Source organism: uncultured Veillonella sp., assembly GCF_963524655.1.
In the GTDB taxonomy this organism is placed as follows: Bacteria; Bacillota; Negativicutes; order Veillonellales; family Veillonellaceae; genus Veillonella.
In genome coordinates this window covers 13,842-31,875 of record NZ_CAURHA010000022.1, presented here as the reverse complement: position 1 = coordinate 31,875, position 18,034 = coordinate 13,842, and the positions used below count along the sequence as shown (strand labels likewise).

Here is an 18,034-nt window from a genome sequence, read left to right as displayed (position 1 = left end):
TGATCAAGTATTTACTGAAGCCTTTCGCTTGTTGGTAAGCAATTTTAGGAGGCATAGCAAGTTCTTGTTTATCTACGCGAACATTGACGATTACTGGACCATTATGGTTAAGAGCTTCCATAATTTTTTCGTCTACTTCACTAGAATTTTGAATGCTCACACCTTTAATACCAGCAGCTTCTGCAAGTTTACCGAAGTCTGGATTTACAAAGTCTGTAGCATAGTCTAAGTAACCAGAAGCTTTCATTTCCATTGCAATGAAGCTAAGTTCTTCATTATTAAATACGAAGATTTTAATTGGTAGGTTTAATTGTTTTAACGTTAGCATTTCACCCATCATCATAGTGAAGCCACCATCACCGGAGAGGGAAATGACTTGACGGTTTGGGCATGCATTTTGAGCGCCGATGGCATGCATCATAGCATTGGCCATGGAACCATGGTTATAGGAACCTAAGATGCGGCGTTTACCATTTGTTTTCAAATGACGAGCAGTCCAAATAACTGGAGTACCTACGTCAAAGGTAAAGATGGCATCTTCGGCAGCTAATTTATTAAGACGACTTACAAAGTATTGAGGATGAATTGCTACACCATCTGATTCAGCCGCAGCATAGCTATCCAAATTCTCTCTGAATTTTGTATATTCCTTACGTATTGTATCAATAAATTCAGTATTTTCACGTTGACCTACGAGAGGTAACAACTCTTTTAATGTATCTTTTACTGTACCAATAATCCCTTGTGTAAGAGGTACACGGCGACCTAACGCACTAGGATCTCTATCCACTTGAATTACTTTTGCATTTTCTGGATAGAATGGACGGTAAGGGAAGTCTGTACCAAGCATAATGAGTGTATCGCAGTGCTCAATAGCACGATAACCAGATGTATAGCCTAATAGGCCTGTCATACCAACATCATATGGGTTATCCCATTCAACCCATTCTTTACCTCTGAAGGCATGTACTACAGGAGCTTGTAAGCGTTTTGCTAATTCTACGACCTCATCATGTGCACCTTCACAACCTGCACCACAGAAGAGGGTAATGCGTTCACCTTTTTCTAAATGAGCGGACATTTCTTCGATATCTTCCCGTTGTGGAACGATATGAGGTAAGCGAGGGTGATGCCATACTGGTAATTCATCTATTTCCGTTTCCATTACTGCTACATCGCCAGGAAGGACGATAACAGCAACATCTTGGTTGCCAACTGCTGCATTCATAGCACGGAAAAGAATTTCCGGCATTTGTTTTGGATTAGAAATAAGTTCACAGAAACAAGAACATTCTTTGAATAAGTTTTCTGGATGTGTTTCTTGGAAGTAATTTAAGCCTACTTCAGATTGCGGAATATGAGACGCAATAGCCAATACTGGAACGCGATTGCGATGACAATCGAAGAGACCGTTGATCAAATGTAAATTACCAGGACCAGAACTACCTGCACAAACTGTAAGTTTTCCAGTTAAAGAAGCTTCTGCACCTGCAGCAAAGGCTGCTGTTTCTTCATGTCTAACATGTTCAAAAGCAATCTTACCATTGCGACGTAAACTATCGTTTACAGAATTTAAACTATCTCCAGTGATACCATAAATGCGTTCGATACCTGCATTGGCTAAGACTTCTATAAGTACATCAGAAATTCGTTTTTTTGCCATATTATCACCTATATTTAATAAATACCATCAATTGAGTGTAATTCTCAAAACCATATATATTATATTAGACCTCTTTGTAGTGTAATTATGTGATAAATGTTACTATTTTATGTATACATAATTTATATATATATTTATATTGTTATGATTAATAAAATTTTAATCTATTATATATTGAACTATAATAATAGGTATTTTATTCCTTCTTTACTTTTTAATATTCTTTCTCAATACAAAACTCTTATTGTTGCATAACGTTAATAAAAGTGTTACTATTAATTCAGAAACAAAATAGATGAGTCTTTGGGGATAGGTGAAATTCCTTACCGGCGGTATAGTCCGCGAACCTTTTAGGTATGAATCGGTGTAATTCCGATACCGACAGTACAGTCTGGATGAGAAAAGACGAGGCACATTTGACGTGCGTATTTATGATTACCCAAGGACTATGTATATAGTCCTTTTTTTATGTAGGTGATATGGTGGATGACGTCGCATATATGAAACGCGCCATTGCACTGGCAAAATTAGCCACAGGTCACACTTCGCCAAATCCTTTGGTGGGTGCCATAGTGGTTAAAGACAATACAATAATCGGTGAAGGTTATCATCACAAAGCTGGTACAGCTCACGCTGAGGTTCATGCCCTAAACCAAGCTGGTGATAATGCTAAGGGTGCTACTTTATATGTAACATTAGAGCCATGCTCTCATTATGGTAAAACTCCACCTTGTGCGCTGCGTATTATCGAGGCTGGTATAGCTAAAGTCGTAGTAGGTAGTACAGATCCTAATCCACTAGTATCTGGAAAGGGCATGGATTTACTCCGTGAAGCAGGCATAGAGGTTGTTTACCCCGTATGTAGTGAGGAATGTGCTGAACTAAATGAACATTTCTTTACATATATACAGACAGGTAAACCTTTTGTAACTATTAAAAGTGCCATGTCACTAGATGGTAAGATTGCCACTTTTACAGGTCAATCTCAATGGATTACGAATGAGTCCTCCCGCCGAGATGGACATGTACTGCGTGCCACACATGATGCTATGCTCATTGGCATTGGTACAATTTTGGCAGATAATCCTCAATTAAACTGTCGTTTAACTGATACTGAATTATCAGCGGCTTTATTAGATACAAGCATACTTGATGAACCGATTCATGTTCATCAGCCTGATATAATTATCTTAGATAGTCTAGGTAGAACACCTACGATTAGTCGTGTATTTGAAGTAGAAAATCGTAAGGTTCATATCTTTGTATCTACAGGTTGTCCAAAGGATCGAATTCAAGCTTTAGAAAACGCAGGTGCCATTGTTACGGTTGTCGAATCTATATCTACTCGTAAAAGTAAGAGCACTGATATTGTTATCGATATTAAAAAATTATCCATTGATGATATTTTAACTAAACTTGGTGAAATCGGTTATACCTCAGTTCTTGTTGAAGGTGGTTCAGCTATCATTAGCTCCTTTGTAGAAACGATGAATTTTGATAAAGTTGTAACTTACATAGGAAATACAATTATCGGTGGTACTGAGGCTACACCCGCTGTAGGTGGTCGTGGCTTTGAAAGTTTAGAATCTTCTCCACAGTTAACTTTTACAAAAACGAAAATATTAGATAATAACATTCGCATCGAAGCGTATCGTCAAGGAAGGAGGGGCACTTATGTTCACGGGAATCGTTGAAGAAATCGGCCGTGTAGAGAGCATTAAAAAGGGCCCTAAATCCTTAGCCATAACAATTCGGGGGAATAAAATATTTAGTGATTTAAAAATAGGTGACTCCGTAGCTGTTAATGGTGTATGTTTGACGGCTACATCGATTGGTAATGGCGTATTTACTTCTGATGTTATGCCTGAGTCAATCAAGATGACTACTTTTACAAATTTGAAAGTTCATCAACCAGTCAACTTAGAGCGTGCTATGCTCGCCAACGGTAGATTTGGTGGTCACATTGTGGCAGGTCACGTAGATGGGACGGGCCGCATCATTAATCGCGAACAAACGGATAATGCTATTATCTTTACCGTAGAGGCCCCGAAATCTGTAATGGATTACGTTATTTATAAGGGGTCCATTACGATCGATGGTATTAGCCTCACAATTATGCGACGAATGGACAGCAGTTTTTCCGTATCTATCATTCCTCATACCTTGGGTGAAACTATTTTAGGCTCTACCCATATTGGTACAGAGGTTAATTTAGAAACGGATATCGCTGGTCGATACATTCGTCATTTTATGAATCTCGGTAGTGAACCTACCGAAGATAAACCTAAGAAATCTATGCAATCCCTCTTAGTAGAGAATGGATTTATATAAAAGTAAGGAGCGTTCCTATGAGCGAACAATTACATTCTATTAAAGAGGTCTTAGAAGACCTTAAAGCTGGCAAACCTGTTATTATTGTTGATGATGAAAGCCGTGAAAACGAAGGCGATCTTATCATTGCAGCTGAGTTTGCTACACAAGAAAATATTAATTTTATGGTTAAATACGCGCGCGGTATTGTATGTACCCCTATGCGTCGTGAAGCTTTAGAAAAACTTGGTATTCCTGCCATGGTTACCAAAAATACAGATAATCATGAAACAGCTTTCACCGTTACTGTTGACCATGTAGATACTACAACAGGCGTATCTCCAGCAGAACGTGCTTATACAATTCAAAAACTATTAGATCCTAATGCTAAGCCTGAAGACTTCCGTCGTCCTGGTCATGTGTTCCCTCTAGTATATAAGGAGGGGGGCGTTTTAGTACGTCAAGGCCATACAGAAGCATCTATCGATCTTTGCCGATTAGCAGGTCTACAAGAGGCAGCTGTTATTTGTGAGATTACAAAAGATGATGGTGATATGGCACGTCTACCAGATCTCATGGAGTTTGCGAAAGAGTATGATTTGAAACTTGCTTCCGTAGCAGAGCTTCTTGAATACCGTAAACTGCATGAAGATATGGTTGATCTTGGTGCTTGTTCTAAATTACCTACTAAATTTGGTAATTTCAATATTTTTGTATTCAAAAATGAATTAGATAAAAAAGAGCATTTAGCTATCGTCAAAGGTGATGTGCAAAACTGCAGCGATGTTCTTGTACGTATTCACTCTGAATGTTTAACTGGCGATGTATTCGGCTCTAAACGTTGTGACTGCGGCGAACAATTAGATAATGCGTTACGTGCTATCGAAAAAGAAGGTCAAGGCGTTGTAGTATACATGCGTCAAGAAGGTCGTGGCATTGGTTTAACAAATAAAATTAAAGCCTATGCATTACAAGAGCAAGGCCTTGATACTGTAGAAGCTAACGAACAATTGGGCTTCCCTGCAGATATGCGTGAATACTCCTTAGCAGCTCAAATCATTCGTTTCTTAGGGATTAAGAGCATTCGCTTGTTAACGAACAATCCTGAAAAACGCTATGGCTTAGAACATTGGGGTATCAATGTAACTAGTCGTGTACCGCTCATCATTGCGGCAAACAAATTCAACGCAGGTTACTTGAAAACAAAAGAAGAAAAAATGGGTCATATGTTAGATGACTAATATTTATCTGTTAGCATATTACTCAATCGTTACATATACAATTCCTAAATGGAATATAGGAGGTCATTATCATGATGGTTCAAGAAGGTAACTTATTAGGTACTGGTAAAAAATTTGCTATTATTGGTTCTCGTTTTAACGAGTTCATTACATCTAAATTAATCGGTGGCGCTGAAGACTGCTTACTTCGTCACGATGTTAAACAAGAAGATATCACTGTAATCTGGGTTCCTGGTGCTTATGAAATTCCTTTGATTGCTAAAAAAGCGGCTTTATCTGGTAAATACGATGCAGTTATTTGTGTTGGTGCCGTAATTCGTGGTGCTACTACTCATTATGACTATGTATGTAATGAAGTAGCTAAAGGTATTGCTCATGTTTCTCTAGAAACAGGTATTCCTGTTATGTTCGGTGTAGTAACTACAGAAAACATTGAACAAGCTATCGAACGTGCCGGTACTAAAGCGGGTAATAAAGGTTATGATTGTGCTATGGGCGCTATCGAAATGGTTAATCTTATCGATCAAATCTAAGAATTATATACAAAACACCCAGTGTCTTATGATACTGGGTGTTTTTATAATATCGAAAATATGTTCTTTTACATTGAAAATAGTCTAGACGAACATATATTCTCTATAATTTGAATGTACATATTTGACGTGATATACTATATAAGCAACATAAAAATATATTTAAATAGATTAAGTAAAAATAAGGATTGATAGAATGGATTATATTAAACGTTTTACTACCCGAGAAGGGGTTCGTATGTCTTTAGCTGTAACAACAGATACAGTTGAAACTGCTCGTGTACGTCACGATTTATGGCCTGTAGCAACTGCGGCTCTTGGTCGAGCTATGACAGGTGCTATTTTATTAGCAGGTGATTTTAAAAACCATGAAAATGTAAGCCTACGCATCAAAGGTGATGGTCCACTAGGTGTAGTTCACGTAGATGCTTTTTCTGATAATACGGTTCGAGGTTACGTAGATGAACCTCATGTAGATGTGCCATTAAAACATGCTGGTAAACTCGATGTAGGTGCTGCAGTAGGTCATAATGGGGAAGTACAAGTTACGAGATTTACACAATTGGCCCAAGACTATACCTCTACAAGCCCAATTCAAAGTGGTGAAGTAGCGGAGGACTTAGCTTACTATTTATATGCTTCTGAGCAAGTCCCGTCTACCATCAGCCTTGGCGTATTGGTAGATCCAGATTACCACACGGTTGTAGCCGGAGGTTTTATCGTACAAGCTTTGCCTGATGCTACAGATGAAGCATTGACACAAGTAGAGAAAAATATTAATGAACTAGGTCCTGTTACAGAATATTTGAAAGCACATCCAGATGGTAAAGGTCTTATGGAACACGTATTAGACGGTCTAACTGTTAATGAGGTTTATAATGAGCCTGTTAACTTCCAATGTCGCTGCGGTCGCGACCGCTTTGCCGGTGTTCTTATGACATTACGTGAAGACGATAAAAAGGCTATTCTAGAAGACGAAACTACAGAGCTTGTATGTCATTACTGTAATGAAAAATATCATTTCAGTCGTGAAGAATTACAAGATATGTTCGAACCAAAAGGTCCCGTACAATAATTACTATTAAGAATAAAATAACCTTTATAAAAATTACAGGCTATATGGTTTTTCCTATAGCCTGTTTTTGTATTCTATGAGAAAATAAAAGATAAGAGTTATTAATATTAGGAGGTCACAATGAGTGCAATTGGCATAATTGGTGGTACTGGCGTTTATGATCCGTCCATCTTTGAAAATATTCATGAAGAATCCTTAATGACACCATATGGTGAAATAGATTATGTACAAGGTACATACCACGGAAAAACTGTCATCTTTGTTGCTCGTCACGGCAAAGATCACACAATTCCTCCACATAAAATTAATTATCGTGCTAATATTTGGGGGCTCAAAAAATTAGGCGTTACATTTATTATCTCTACGACTGCTGTAGGTTCCTTGAATGAAAACTTCAAGCCTGGTCATTTTGTTTTAACTGACCAATTCTTAGATTTCACAAAGAACCGCATCACTACATTCTATGAAGGTAGTGACCGTCCAGTAGCACATCTTGATGTAACAAATCCTTACTGCCCTGAATTGCGTGATATTCTTCAAAAGGTTGGCACAGAACAAGGTCTTACAATTCATAACGGTGGTACTTATGTATGTACTGAAGGTCCTCGTTTTGAAACACCAGCGGAAATTAAAATGTTCCACATGCTCGGTGGTGATACAGTTGGCATGACGAATGTACCAGAAGTAAATCTCGCTAACGAAGCTGAAATGGCTTATTCCACAATTTCTATGATTACAAACTATGCAGCAGGTATTTCCGACGCTGCCTTGACTCATAGTGAAGTAGTAGAAATGATGGGTGATATGGCGGCTCAACTTAAATCTCTTATCTTAGGTGCTATTGATGCAATCGATGTAGATGCTCGCTATGATGCTCATAATCGCATGCACGAATATGGTGGTTTTAAATTATAATCCATTCATACTAGAAAACAATAGTTCATCGAAGGAGACGCTATGATTAATATTGAATGGCGTAAAGATACGCTAATATTATTAGATCAAACAAAATTACCAACAGAGATTTCCTATGTGCACTGTACTGATTGGCGTCAGGTAGCTGAGGCTATTAAGATGCTTCGCGTTCGTGGGGCTCCAGCTATCGGTGTAGCAGCTAGCTATGGTTTAATCTTAGCGGCTATGGAAGCAGGTCGCCAAGAGATTCCATTTAGTGAGCAATTAACGAGTTTATATGACTTTAGTGAAACATTAAAGGAAACACGTCCTACAGCAATCAATTTGGCATGGGCTGTAGATCGTGTTATATCTCTTGTAAAAGCTAATGTGGCAAGTATGTCTTCTATGAGTGAAGTAGTAGACCTTATTACTAAAGAAGCTATTATCATTCACGAAGAAGACGTATCTTTGAACCGTCGTATGGCCGAAGCAGGGGCTACATTATTTGAAGGTAAGAAAAATATTCGCATCTTAACCCATTGTAATGCTGGTGCACTAGCTACTGGTGGTTTAGGTACTGCCCTTGGTGTTGTCCGTAAGCTCCATGAGAATGGTCAACTAGAACGGGTGTATGCCGATGAAACACGTCCATTATTACAAGGTGCTCGTCTAACTGCTTTTGAGCTTCATGAGGATGGTATCCCTGTAACATTAGAAACAGATAATATGGCTGCTTATGCTATGCAGCAAGGCCTTATTGATGCTGTAATCGTCGGTGCGGACCGCATCACTACAAAAGGTGATGTAGCTAATAAAATTGGTACTTATGGTGTAGCCGTTCTCGCTAAATTCCATAATATTCCGTTTTATGTGGCGGCACCCTATAGCACATTTGACTTTACTCTGGAAAATGGTAGCGACATTCCTATCGAGATGCGTGACGATTATGAAGTAACATCTCTACATGGTGTTCAAACAGCGCCTAATGGCATTGGCGTACTCAATCCTGCCTTTGATGTAACACCTCATGACCTCGTGACTGCTATCATCACCGAAGAAGGTGTATTGACTCCAAATTACGAAGAGTCAATCGGTAAGCTACGCCAAATTGTTGAATCTAAATAACAAACAAATCCAAGTGGGTTTACTATTAAATCTTTTTTTTAACTATATCAAATTTTTATTTTAACTATATCAACTCATATTAGTAAAAGGAGTTATTATGCAATCCTTAATTCGAGATATTAACTTAGCAGCAGAAGGCCGTAAAAAAATTGATTGGGTTTCTAACTTTATGCCTACCTTAAATACATTAGGTGATCGTTTTGAAGCGGAACAAACTTTCAAAGGCCAAACTATTGTTGTTAGTGTTCACTTGGAAGCAAAAACAGCATATCTTGCGACTGTTTTAAAACGCGGTGGTGCTGATGTTATCGTAACTGGTTCTAATCCATTGTCCACACAAGACGATGTTGCTGCTGGCCTTGTAGATATGGGCATCACTGTATATGCTTGGTATGATTGCACAGATGAAGAATATTTTGATTTCCTTCATAAAGCATTAGATCATAAACCACATATCATCATCGATGACGGTGGTGACCTAGTAAACTTGTTACATACTACACGTCAAGACGCTAAAGAACGCCTTATCGGTGGTAGCGAAGAAACTACAACAGGGGTACACCGTTTATACGCATTAGAGAATGCTAAACAATTAACATTCCCTATGATTGCTGTAAATGACTCTTATTGTAAATATCTTTTTGATAATCGTTATGGTACTGGCCAATCCGTTTGGGATGGCATCATGCGTACTACTAACTTAACTGTAACAGGTAAAAATGTTGTAGTTGCTGGTTACGGCTGGTGCGGTAAAGGCGTTGCAATGCGTGCAAAAGGCCTTGGTGCACACGTATATGTAACTGAAGTAGATCCTATTAAAGCCGTTGAGGCTGTATTTGATGGTTTCAAAGTATTACCTATGATTGAAGCTGCTAAAGTGGGCGATATCTTCTGTACTGTAACAGGCTGTAAAGATGTTATTGTAAAAGAACATTACGAAGTGATGAAAGATAAAGCAATCATGTGTAATGCAGGTCACTTCGACTGCGAAGTAAATGTAGCTGAATTAGCTGATCTTGCTGTAAGCCATGAGCGTGTTCGTCAAAATATCGAAGGCTATACGATGGCTGATGGCCGTAAACTATATGTATTGGCTGAAGGTCGCTTAGTTAACCTTGCAGCTGGTGATGGTCACCCAGCAGAAATCATGGACTTGTCCTTTGCTATGCAAGCTCTTGCTGCAGAGCATATCTTGAAAAACGGCAAAGAAATGGAGCCAAAAGTATATGTATTGCCTCATGAATTAGATGTGGAAATCGCTAAACTTAAATTGAACTCTATGGGCTATGATTTAGATTCTTTGACACAAGAACAAATCGACTACTTAACAAAAGTAAACTAATATTGAATGGAAATGTAATAGTAAATGATAGGCTTAGGTGTATTATTACTACTATATACTTTCAGAATTAATAACTATAACCGAGCTTTTATGGCTCGGTTATACCTATGAGGGAAGACTATGTCCGATTTATTGATTACTAATGTAGACGTCCTCACCGATGAGGGCGTTCTTAAAAATCATGCTATTGAAATTGAAAATGGCTATATTACAGCTATTTTAAAGGATAGTGAAGCTATTAAAGCAAAAGATACTGCTAAGGATGTACTAGATGGCAAAGGCCAATTGGCAGCGCCAGGTCTTGTAAATACGCACACTCATATTGCGATGGGGCTATTTAGAAACTATGCAGATGATCTTGAGCTTATGGAATGGCTTGAAACTGCGATTTGGCCGACAGAAGCTAAGCTAAACGATGATTATGTACGTTATGGCACACAACTTGGCATTGCGGAAATGCTGCGCACTGGTACTACAACCTTTAGCGACATGTATTTCTTTATGAACACTACGGCTGAGGTAGTAAAAGAATCGGGCATTCGCTCTGTATTATCTCGTGGCTTAGCAGGTGTTTCTCCAACAGCAGATCAAGCATTAGTTGAGAATGCTGATTTATTCCGTACATGGAATGGCTTTGATAATGACCGCATCAAGGTATTACTTGGACCACATGCGCCATATACTTGTCCAGATGCTTATATGGAGAAGGTTATCTCCTTATCTCATGAATTAAATTGTGGCATTCACATGCACTTGTCCGAAACTAAAGGGGAAGTGGAGAATGTTATGAAAGCTACAGGTAAAACTCCAATCGCTCATATGCATGACCTAGGTTTATTCTGGAATACTACATTGGCCGCACACTGTGTTCATGTTACAGATGAAGATATGGCAATTATGGCTGAAAATAATGTAGCAGTAGCACATAATCCACAATCTAACCTTAAATTAGCAAGTGGTATTGCACCAGTTCCTGAAATGATTGGTAAAGGTATTACTGTTGGGCTTGGGACGGATGGTTCCGCATCTAATAATAATGCGGACATGCTTGAAGAAGTACGCCTTGCGGCTACCTTACATAAAGCACGTCTCTACGATCCTAAAGCCATTCCTGCACAAGCAGCTTGGCATATGGGCACTGTAGAAGGAGCGAAAGCACTTGGCTATATAGACCTTGGTATTTTAGCGAAAGGCTATCGAGCAGATATCGTACTATATGACGTAACTGGTATGCACTGGATGCCACGTTACAACGATTTAGCGGCACTCGTATACTCTGCAAACAGCTCTGATGTAAATACTACAATTGTAGGTGGCAAAGTTCTTATGAAAAATAAAGAATTGCTTACTATTGATGAAGAAAAACTTCGCGCAGAAATCACTAAGGCTCAAGAGTATTTCAGTAACTAGTATATTAGTAAAAACTGTATTAGTAAAAAACTATATAAGTAAATAACTATATTTGTAATAGATTAGCTTTTTGCTGTCTAGTGTAGTACTAATTAGGTTTGTAATAATAAATAAAAGAAAACCCACTCATATTATGATATATTTCTTTATTAGATACTTAATAAAGGAATATATCATATGGAGTGGGTTTATTTTGTAATATTTTACTATGAATGCTATTTTATTACTTTCACCAAGAACATTGGTACAGGGATATAAAATTCATCTTCTTCACTGTAAATACAAGGTCCTACGGTGGTATCAACGCTAACAGAGCTAGCACCTAACTTTGTGAGTAGTTCTTTATCCCATTGAGGGCGTGTAAAGGATGAAATTTCAAGCATATGATAAATCGTATGGCACCGCTCTTTTAAGTCATTGCTTACATGCTCATGGGCATGATGAACAGATTGTGGTAAGTCATGGTGATTGCGAGCATGCTCTGCATCATAATTGAGGATTAAACCGCCTGGACGAATGATGCGTAACCATTCAGCATAGGCTTTATCTGGATGTGGTAAGTTCCATGTTACATTGCGGGCTACAACGATATCAAAGGTATTGGAGTCAAAGCTGAGATTTTCAGCATCCATGACGGAGAAGGTAGCATCACAATCAAGGGATTCTGCCAGCTGATTTGCTTCGTCTATCATATTAGGCGTAATATCGATGCCGTGTACTGTATGTCCTAGTTGAGAGAGGATAATACTAAAGAAGCCTGCACCACAACCAATGTCTAAAATACGTAAAGAGCGATCAGAATCAAAGATATGACTCGTTAGTTCATCTCTCCATAATTTAAGTTTAGGGCTCTCTAATTCTTTAGCTCGTAAGGCTCCAAAATCATGAGCTCGATCTGTCCAATAGGATGTAATAAATTCTTTATCATCCTTCATAGGATGGTTCTGTTCGAAAATATCGTTCATACGTTAGTTCTCCTCATATTTTATAATCTTTATAGTACCATAAAATATGAATAAACTATACAGCAAAAATCACATTTATACTATAAATACATAGGGATAGATATGTTATAATATTTTTATATTTTGTTTAATGAAAGGGCAGCGCTATGATATTACAAACTGGACAACGTACAGATATACCTGCCTTTTATGGTCAATGGCTAATTAATCGTATTAACGAAGGATTTGTAGATGTTCAAAATCCTTATAATCCATTACAAGTGACGCGTTATACGATTAATCACGAAGTAGTAGATGGCATAGCTTTTTGTACGAAAAATCCCTTACCATTTATACCATTATTAAATGAAATTGAAGACTATCGACAATATTGGCATATGACGATAACCCCTTATGGACGTGACATTGAGCCCTATGTTCCTCAATATGAGTCTGTAATAGAGGGCTTTAAACATATTTCTAATGAGCTTAATCCTCAGTCTATGGTGTGGCGCTATGATCCAATTATTTTAACTAATGACTATACCATAGATTTTCATTTTGAAAGCTTTTACAAAATGGCAAAGTCCTTAATGGGCTATACAGATACCGTTATTGTTAGTTTTTTAGATATCTTTGATAAGGTAGCTCATAATTTTCCTGAAGGTTATAGACCGAGTTTAGATATTCAAACGAAGATCATTAAAGAATTAGTATCTATAGCGCATTCTCATCAGATGATACTTAAAACCTGTGGAGAAGGGGACGTTTTCAAAGAATTAGGTGCTAATACAGAGGGCTGTCTTACACTAAACTGTTATGAACGTGCTTGGAACGTAAAATTAAAAGCACCGAAACGTACACTAGCTAGACCAGAGTGTAATTGTTATTTACATGGTGATATAGGTGCCTATGATACTTGTAGTCATTTCTGTCGTTATTGTTATGCCAATACGAATCAAGCTGTAGTTCGCCAAAATCAAATGAAACATGATCCAAATTCTAGCTTACTCATTGGATCACTTTCAAAAACAGCAATTATCAAAGAAAGCACGGATAAGAGCTGGATTGTAGACGAAACTTTTACACAAGATTGCTTATTTTAACTAGAATTACGCGGAATTACGAAATTTAAATCATTGACGTATCGTGTACAATATAAACAAAAGGGGTTGTCAAAGAGACAGCTCGGGAATATAAGAGAATGAAGGCCTTTGTATATGTATTTTTGTAATCATAAGGAGGTGCAACCCGTGATAACTTATAAGAGCGACAGTAAAGAATCCTTAGAATCTTCTGAATCGTCTATGCCAGTATTAGCTATGTGCTATGATTTTGATAAAACCTTAACCCCTGATGATATGCAGGCACAAGGTTTTATTCAATCTGTTGGCTATAACGAAGAGCAAATCAAACAATTCTGGCAAGAATCGAATGAATTGGCTAAGAAAAATGATATGGATAATAACTTAGCCTATATGTACAAGATGATTCAAGAGGCTGTAGGCCATTTCTATGTAACGAAAGAAAAGCTTATGGAATATGGCAATCAAGTAGAACTATATGAAGGCGTTCGTACTTGGTTTGAACGTATTCGTGACTATGGATTAGAACATGGCGTACGTATTGAACATTACATCATTTCCTCTGGTTTAAAAGAGATGATTGAAGGCACGGAAATGGCAAAAGAGGGGGCTTTCACCAAAATCTATGCCAGTGCATTCATGTTCGACGATAAGGGTGTAGCCGTATGGCCAGCGCAAGCTATTAACTATACAAATAAAACACAATTTTTATTCCGCATTCAAAAAGGGATTCTCGATATTAATGATACAGGTGTTAATGATTATATTAAGCCTGAGAATCAACGGGTTCCGTTCCGGAATATGATTTATATTGGGGATAGCGATACAGATATTCCTTGCATGAGCCTTGTAAATGCCAATGGTGGTCATTCCATAGGTGTATATGATCCTATTAAGAAGGATAAAGATAAGGTCTATAAAATGATGCACCATCATCGTATTCGGTATTATGCACCAGCAGACTATTCAAATGGTTCAAAGCTAGATACCTTAGTAAAGCAAATTATACGTAAAACAGCAGCCTACGAAGTATTAGAGGGCGAATATATTCATTGTAAATACGAAGCAGAGGAGTAACATGGATAAATCTAAATTAACTAGCGAATGGATTCAAACATTCAACCGATTAGGTTCCGAGGGTAAGTTAAAACCTACTGTACCTTACCATGATTTATTTGCCCGTAAAGAGCTAAAAGGGTTTCCTTTACATACATTGCCTATGTGGACTGTAAACTTCCCAACAGGTCATATTACATGCTGTGATCCATTGGTAACATTACCGAGCAAACCTGATACCTATATTAGAACGGTAGAACCAGGCACGTATCTATTGGAAACTAAAATCATTGAAATGGAACCAAATCAATATCGTTATGTGGCGAGCCGCGTTATATTTAATGGAAATGAGCCGGTAAACTACGAGTTAGCCTTAAAAGGTACAGAAGATATTGAAATTCTGGATGATGGTGAAAGCTTCATCGGTTTCCCTGTAGATTCTGGTCTTGCTACAGTTGTGGATGCTGAAACGATTGAGACCTACAGAAAGTTCTACGATCAATGGCATACTAACTATCCGGATAAGAACATTTATGATGATTACTATAGCGATTTATTCCAATTAAATGCTATGGCATATCCTCAATACCAACGATCTAAAGGGGACTGGATTAACTTTACCATCCCTGAAACAGAATTGACTGTGCCAATGATTCAATCTGGCTTTGGTGATGGTTTATACCCTGTATACTGGGCATTTGATAAAGATGGACAAATCTGCCAACTTATTATGGAATACATAGATTGCAGCGAAGCGTATCAGTAATCACTAATTTATATTGTATTTCATAAATTTTAGGAGAAAATACTAATGAGGAATCAGCTTTCTAAAGAATGGCTAACTATATATGATCAATTAAATAGTGAAGGAAAATTAGAGGCGCCTATCAATTATGATGATATATTTAATGCTGAAGAACTATTTAATAAAAAGTTATATAGATTACCAATGGGTGATTTTACATTTACAACAGGACATATCTTTGCATGTGATCCCGTTGTAAATTTAGGTACTTTAGAAAATCTTCCTTATTTTAGGAGTGTTGAACCTGGGACATATCCCGTTGAAACATTAGTTGCTAAATTAGGTCCAAATGATTATGGTTATGTTTTAACTAGAGTGTTATTTAAAAGTACAAAACCAGTACGATATGAGTTAGCGCTTATTGGCGATGAAGACCTTTCTGAATTAACAGGTGAGGAAAGTTTTGTTGGCTTTTCTGTAGATAGTGCTTTGGCAACCATTGTTGATGTAGCTACAGCAGAGGCTTATAAAAAATTTGAAGATCAATGGTATCAAAACTATCCAAATGGTAATATTTACTTAGATTTATTAGAGGAAAAGTTTAAACAAAATGCATTAGATAATCCTAAATATCAACAACCTTTCGGAGATTGGATTATTTTTGAAATTCCAGATACCAATTTATCATTTCCTATGATACGCTCAGGATACGGATGTGGTCTTTATCCTGTATATTGGGGTATTGATAGGGATGGATATATTTGCCAAATAGTTGTAGAATATATTAGCTGTGATACAACTAATCATCAAATATAATTGAATATAAATAAGGCGCTTAGATAACTAAGCGCCTTTTATAGTATCTTATTTAGTTTAGAGCTTTAAATACCAAAGATCCAGTTTACAAGTACACGAATAATACTTAGGGTAAGAACAATTTCCGCAAGGAATCTTAAGGAACTTTCCATACCATTACCTAAATGCTTTAAACCGCCAATTTTGGCTTTGCTTACAATATCACACCAGCACATATAATACCTCCATAAGAGTTGATATGAGTAAATTAGATAGTTTATATGCTTATTTTACAACCTAATTCTAAAAAATTCAATATACAATTTTATTTAAATAGTAATTTCTTATTAGATAGTTATAATTTGTAAGCGTATGTAAAGGACTCATTTAATTAAAAGGGTTAAATATGGTATTATGAAATTAATTATTATTGTGTTGTGTAATATTATGGAGAGATATATGAGAAAATTTATATTAGGATTAGCTATAGCATTGGCTGCATGTAATATAGCATCTGGAAAAGAATATATTACATTAGAATCCTCAGCTGGTAATACTATCGTCGATGAAAATGGAGGTTGGATACTGGGCCCATATGATAATTTGCATGTAGATTATATGGACGGATATGACAAAACATATGTATATGGATCATTTTATGAAAATGGTCAAAAGCGATATGTAAATTTAGTTGAATTAGCATATTTTCCTGCAGGCTATGAATACGCATTTTCTTATAACTATGTAAAAGCATTAACTGGTGATGGATTTAAATTAGTTAATTCAAATGGTACCTATGCTATTAATGATGTAGTCGATCAATATAGTAGTGTAAATAAAAATTTAATATTAGGACGAAAAGGAGATTACTGGTATTTATATAACCAAAAGAATGGGGTTCAAATTCTTACTAATCCTATAAAAGATAGTTGGAAGAATATTGACTTCTTAGAATCTAAGAAAGATCAAAAACTGCTATTTATAATCCATACCTTTGATGGTTATACTAAATATGTTACAGAAGATGGAGTTGTTTTAACCGAAAATGAAGCAAATCATCTTATTAATACTGATGACTATAAAGAACTTATTGGAAATGGAGCGGGAACAGCTGGATATTCAGAAGAACGTCTATATAGTAGAAAACCATCAGATACCTATGAATTATTTACTCAAGTAGATAAAAAAGGTAATACTTTGTATGGAATGAGAATTGGTGAAAATGAAATAGTAATTCCTGCAAATTATAAATCTATACAACATTTAGGTAATGAGTTTAATTATTTTGTTGTATCTAATGAAAATAATAAGTATGGTATTATTGACTCTTTAAATCAAATTGTTGTACACATGAACTATGATTCTTATGAACAATTAAGTGATCGTAGTTTTGTATTAAAGGATTCTAATGGGAGTCATATATTTAATGCTCAATATGGTGTTTTATTTGATGAAGTATATGATAGTATAGATACATCTAAGCCTATTTATGTATTAAATAAAGTTACTACAGCAACTTATGATAAGACAAAATATGTGATTGACACTAATTCAGGTTATAAACTATTCAGATTACCATATTTTGATGACGATATAACGTCATATTATAAAGACTTATTTGTTTATAAATCTCATGGTAAATATGGTTTAATGGATTATAAGGGCCGTATAATCATTGAACCTAAATTTGATAAAGTGACTATCAATGAGCCTGAGCTCGCTAAATATATAAAAAGAATAGACTCGTTATGATAAATAAATAGTTTTAACTTATTATTTGATTTAACTTAAATAAACTAGCTTATAGAAATAT

The 18,034-nt window shown here is 36.5% G+C and carries 17 protein-coding genes and 1 riboswitch; of the genes, 14 read left to right on the top strand and 3 right to left on the bottom strand.

Annotated features, from left to right (window positions below; genetic code table 11):
* On the bottom strand, positions 1-1,663 hold a 1,663-nt coding region (gene poxB, locus RYM16_RS05755; protein ID WP_314982879.1), incomplete at its 3' end, for a ubiquinone-dependent pyruvate dehydrogenase.
* 295 nt (positions 1,664-1,958) lie between these two features.
* A riboswitch (FMN riboswitch) is annotated at positions 1,959-2,074 on the top strand.
* Positions 2,075-2,142: 68 nt separating this feature from the next.
* Here poxB and ribD point away from each other — a divergent pair.
* The 9 genes from ribD (at position 2,143) to RYM16_RS05710 (ending at position 11,596) form a co-directional block, all read left to right on the top strand.
* On the top strand, positions 2,143-3,357 hold the full coding sequence (ribD, locus tag RYM16_RS05750; RefSeq protein WP_314982877.1) for a bifunctional diaminohydroxyphosphoribosylaminopyrimidine deaminase/5-amino-6-(5-phosphoribosylamino)uracil reductase RibD: 1,215 nt from the start codon (positions 2,143-2,145) through the stop codon (positions 3,355-3,357).
* The gene (locus RYM16_RS05745) at positions 3,338-3,994 is read left to right on the top strand and encodes a riboflavin synthase (RefSeq protein WP_314982875.1); all 657 of its coding nucleotides are present in this window, start codon (positions 3,338-3,340) and stop codon (positions 3,992-3,994) included. Before ribD ends, RYM16_RS05745 begins: the two co-directional genes overlap by 20 nt.
* 17 nt (positions 3,995-4,011) lie before the next feature.
* Entirely contained in the window at positions 4,012-5,214 is a 1,203-nt protein-coding gene (locus RYM16_RS05740) for a bifunctional 3,4-dihydroxy-2-butanone-4-phosphate synthase/GTP cyclohydrolase II (protein WP_314982873.1), read from the top strand.
* Positions 5,215-5,285: 71 nt separating this feature from the next.
* Positions 5,286-5,747, top strand: a complete 462-nt coding sequence (gene ribE, locus RYM16_RS05735) for a 6,7-dimethyl-8-ribityllumazine synthase (RefSeq protein WP_195185772.1) — start codon at positions 5,286-5,288, stop codon at positions 5,745-5,747.
* Positions 5,748-5,943: 196 nt separating this feature from the next.
* Positions 5,944-6,822 (top strand): Hsp33 family molecular chaperone HslO, encoded by an 879-nt coding sequence (hslO, locus tag RYM16_RS05730; protein ID WP_314982871.1) that lies wholly within the window; start codon positions 5,944-5,946, stop codon positions 6,820-6,822.
* 120 nt (positions 6,823-6,942) lie between these two features.
* Complete coding sequence (mtnP, locus tag RYM16_RS05725; protein ID WP_314982869.1) at positions 6,943-7,737, top strand: S-methyl-5'-thioadenosine phosphorylase; 795 nt, start codon at positions 6,943-6,945, stop codon at positions 7,735-7,737.
* 42 nt (positions 7,738-7,779) lie between these two features.
* A complete protein-coding gene (mtnA, locus tag RYM16_RS05720; protein WP_314982867.1) occupies positions 7,780-8,844 on the top strand; it encodes an S-methyl-5-thioribose-1-phosphate isomerase in 1,065 nt (354 codons plus the stop codon).
* A 97-nt stretch (positions 8,845-8,941) separates the two neighbouring features.
* Positions 8,942-10,186, top strand: coding sequence for an adenosylhomocysteinase (locus tag RYM16_RS05715; RefSeq protein ID WP_060924575.1), 1,245 nt, complete (start codon positions 8,942-8,944; stop codon positions 10,184-10,186).
* A gap of 120 nt (positions 10,187-10,306) precedes the next feature.
* Complete coding sequence (locus RYM16_RS05710; RefSeq protein ID WP_314982866.1) at positions 10,307-11,596, top strand: amidohydrolase; 1,290 nt, start codon at positions 10,307-10,309, stop codon at positions 11,594-11,596.
* A gap of 215 nt (positions 11,597-11,811) precedes the next feature.
* On the opposite strand, the gene RYM16_RS05705 is transcribed toward RYM16_RS05710, so the two are convergent.
* The gene (locus tag RYM16_RS05705; RefSeq protein WP_314982864.1) at positions 11,812-12,561 is read right to left on the bottom strand and encodes a methyltransferase domain-containing protein; all 750 of its coding nucleotides are present in this window, start codon (positions 12,559-12,561) and stop codon (positions 11,812-11,814) included.
* Between the two features lie 146 nt (positions 12,562-12,707).
* On the opposite strand from RYM16_RS05705, the gene RYM16_RS05700 reads away from it, so the two are divergent.
* The 4 genes from RYM16_RS05700 (at position 12,708) to RYM16_RS05685 (ending at position 16,242) form a co-directional block, all read left to right on the top strand.
* Positions 12,708-13,646 carry a DUF1848 domain-containing protein gene (locus tag RYM16_RS05700; protein ID WP_314982862.1) on the top strand — a complete coding sequence of 313 codons (939 nt, stop codon included), beginning with the start codon at positions 12,708-12,710 and terminating at the stop codon, positions 13,644-13,646.
* Between the two features lie 147 nt (positions 13,647-13,793).
* Positions 13,794-14,702 carry an HAD family hydrolase gene (locus tag RYM16_RS05695; protein ID WP_314982860.1) on the top strand — a complete coding sequence of 303 codons (909 nt, stop codon included), beginning with the start codon at positions 13,794-13,796 and terminating at the stop codon, positions 14,700-14,702.
* Position 14,703: 1 nt separating this feature from the next.
* Complete coding sequence (locus tag RYM16_RS05690; RefSeq protein WP_314982857.1) at positions 14,704-15,447, top strand: DUF4241 domain-containing protein; 744 nt, start codon at positions 14,704-14,706, stop codon at positions 15,445-15,447.
* Positions 15,448-15,492: 45 nt separating this feature from the next.
* Positions 15,493-16,242 carry a DUF4241 domain-containing protein gene (locus RYM16_RS05685; protein WP_314982856.1) on the top strand — a complete coding sequence of 250 codons (750 nt, stop codon included), beginning with the start codon at positions 15,493-15,495 and terminating at the stop codon, positions 16,240-16,242.
* A gap of 65 nt (positions 16,243-16,307) precedes the next feature.
* Here RYM16_RS05685 and RYM16_RS05680 read toward each other — a convergent pair whose 3' ends face one another.
* Positions 16,308-16,457 carry a hypothetical protein gene (locus RYM16_RS05680; RefSeq protein ID WP_009352573.1) on the bottom strand — a complete coding sequence of 50 codons (150 nt, stop codon included), beginning with the start codon at positions 16,455-16,457 and terminating at the stop codon, positions 16,308-16,310.
* Positions 16,458-16,680: 223 nt separating this feature from the next.
* On the opposite strand from RYM16_RS05680, the gene RYM16_RS05675 reads away from it, so the two are divergent.
* Positions 16,681-17,973, top strand: coding sequence for a WG repeat-containing protein (locus tag RYM16_RS05675; protein WP_314982853.1), 1,293 nt, complete (start codon positions 16,681-16,683; stop codon positions 17,971-17,973).
* Positions 17,974-18,034 lie beyond the last annotated feature (61 nt).

Bases quoted from the DNA above. Each gene is read 5' to 3' on its own strand.
- RYM16_RS05740 (WP_314982873.1), top strand. From the start codon at position 4,012: ATGAGCGAACAATTACATTCTATTAAAGAGGTCTTAGAAGACCTTAAA.
- RYM16_RS05715 (WP_060924575.1), top strand. From the start codon at position 8,942: ATGCAATCCTTAATTCGAGATATTAACTTAGCAGCAGAAGGCCGTAAA.
- hslO (WP_314982871.1), top strand. From the start codon at position 5,944: ATGGATTATATTAAACGTTTTACTACCCGAGAAGGGGTTCGTATGTCT.
- RYM16_RS05690 (WP_314982857.1), top strand. From the start codon at position 14,704: ATGGATAAATCTAAATTAACTAGCGAATGGATTCAAACATTCAACCGA.
- RYM16_RS05705 (WP_314982864.1), bottom strand. From the start codon at position 12,561: ATGAACGATATTTTCGAACAGAACCATCCTATGAAGGATGATAAAGAA.
- ribD (WP_314982877.1), top strand. From the start codon at position 2,143: ATGGTGGATGACGTCGCATATATGAAACGCGCCATTGCACTGGCAAAA.
- RYM16_RS05680 (WP_009352573.1), bottom strand. From the start codon at position 16,457: ATGTGCTGGTGTGATATTGTAAGCAAAGCCAAAATTGGCGGTTTAAAG.
- ribE (WP_195185772.1), top strand. From the start codon at position 5,286: ATGATGGTTCAAGAAGGTAACTTATTAGGTACTGGTAAAAAATTTGCT.
- RYM16_RS05710 (WP_314982866.1), top strand. From the start codon at position 10,307: ATGTCCGATTTATTGATTACTAATGTAGACGTCCTCACCGATGAGGGC.
- mtnP (WP_314982869.1), top strand. From the start codon at position 6,943: ATGAGTGCAATTGGCATAATTGGTGGTACTGGCGTTTATGATCCGTCC.
- RYM16_RS05685 (WP_314982856.1), top strand. From the start codon at position 15,493: ATGAGGAATCAGCTTTCTAAAGAATGGCTAACTATATATGATCAATTA.
- RYM16_RS05700 (WP_314982862.1), top strand. From the start codon at position 12,708: ATGATATTACAAACTGGACAACGTACAGATATACCTGCCTTTTATGGT.
- RYM16_RS05675 (WP_314982853.1), top strand. From the start codon at position 16,681: ATGAGAAAATTTATATTAGGATTAGCTATAGCATTGGCTGCATGTAAT.
- RYM16_RS05745 (WP_314982875.1), top strand. From the start codon at position 3,338: ATGTTCACGGGAATCGTTGAAGAAATCGGCCGTGTAGAGAGCATTAAA.
- mtnA (WP_314982867.1), top strand. From the start codon at position 7,780: ATGATTAATATTGAATGGCGTAAAGATACGCTAATATTATTAGATCAA.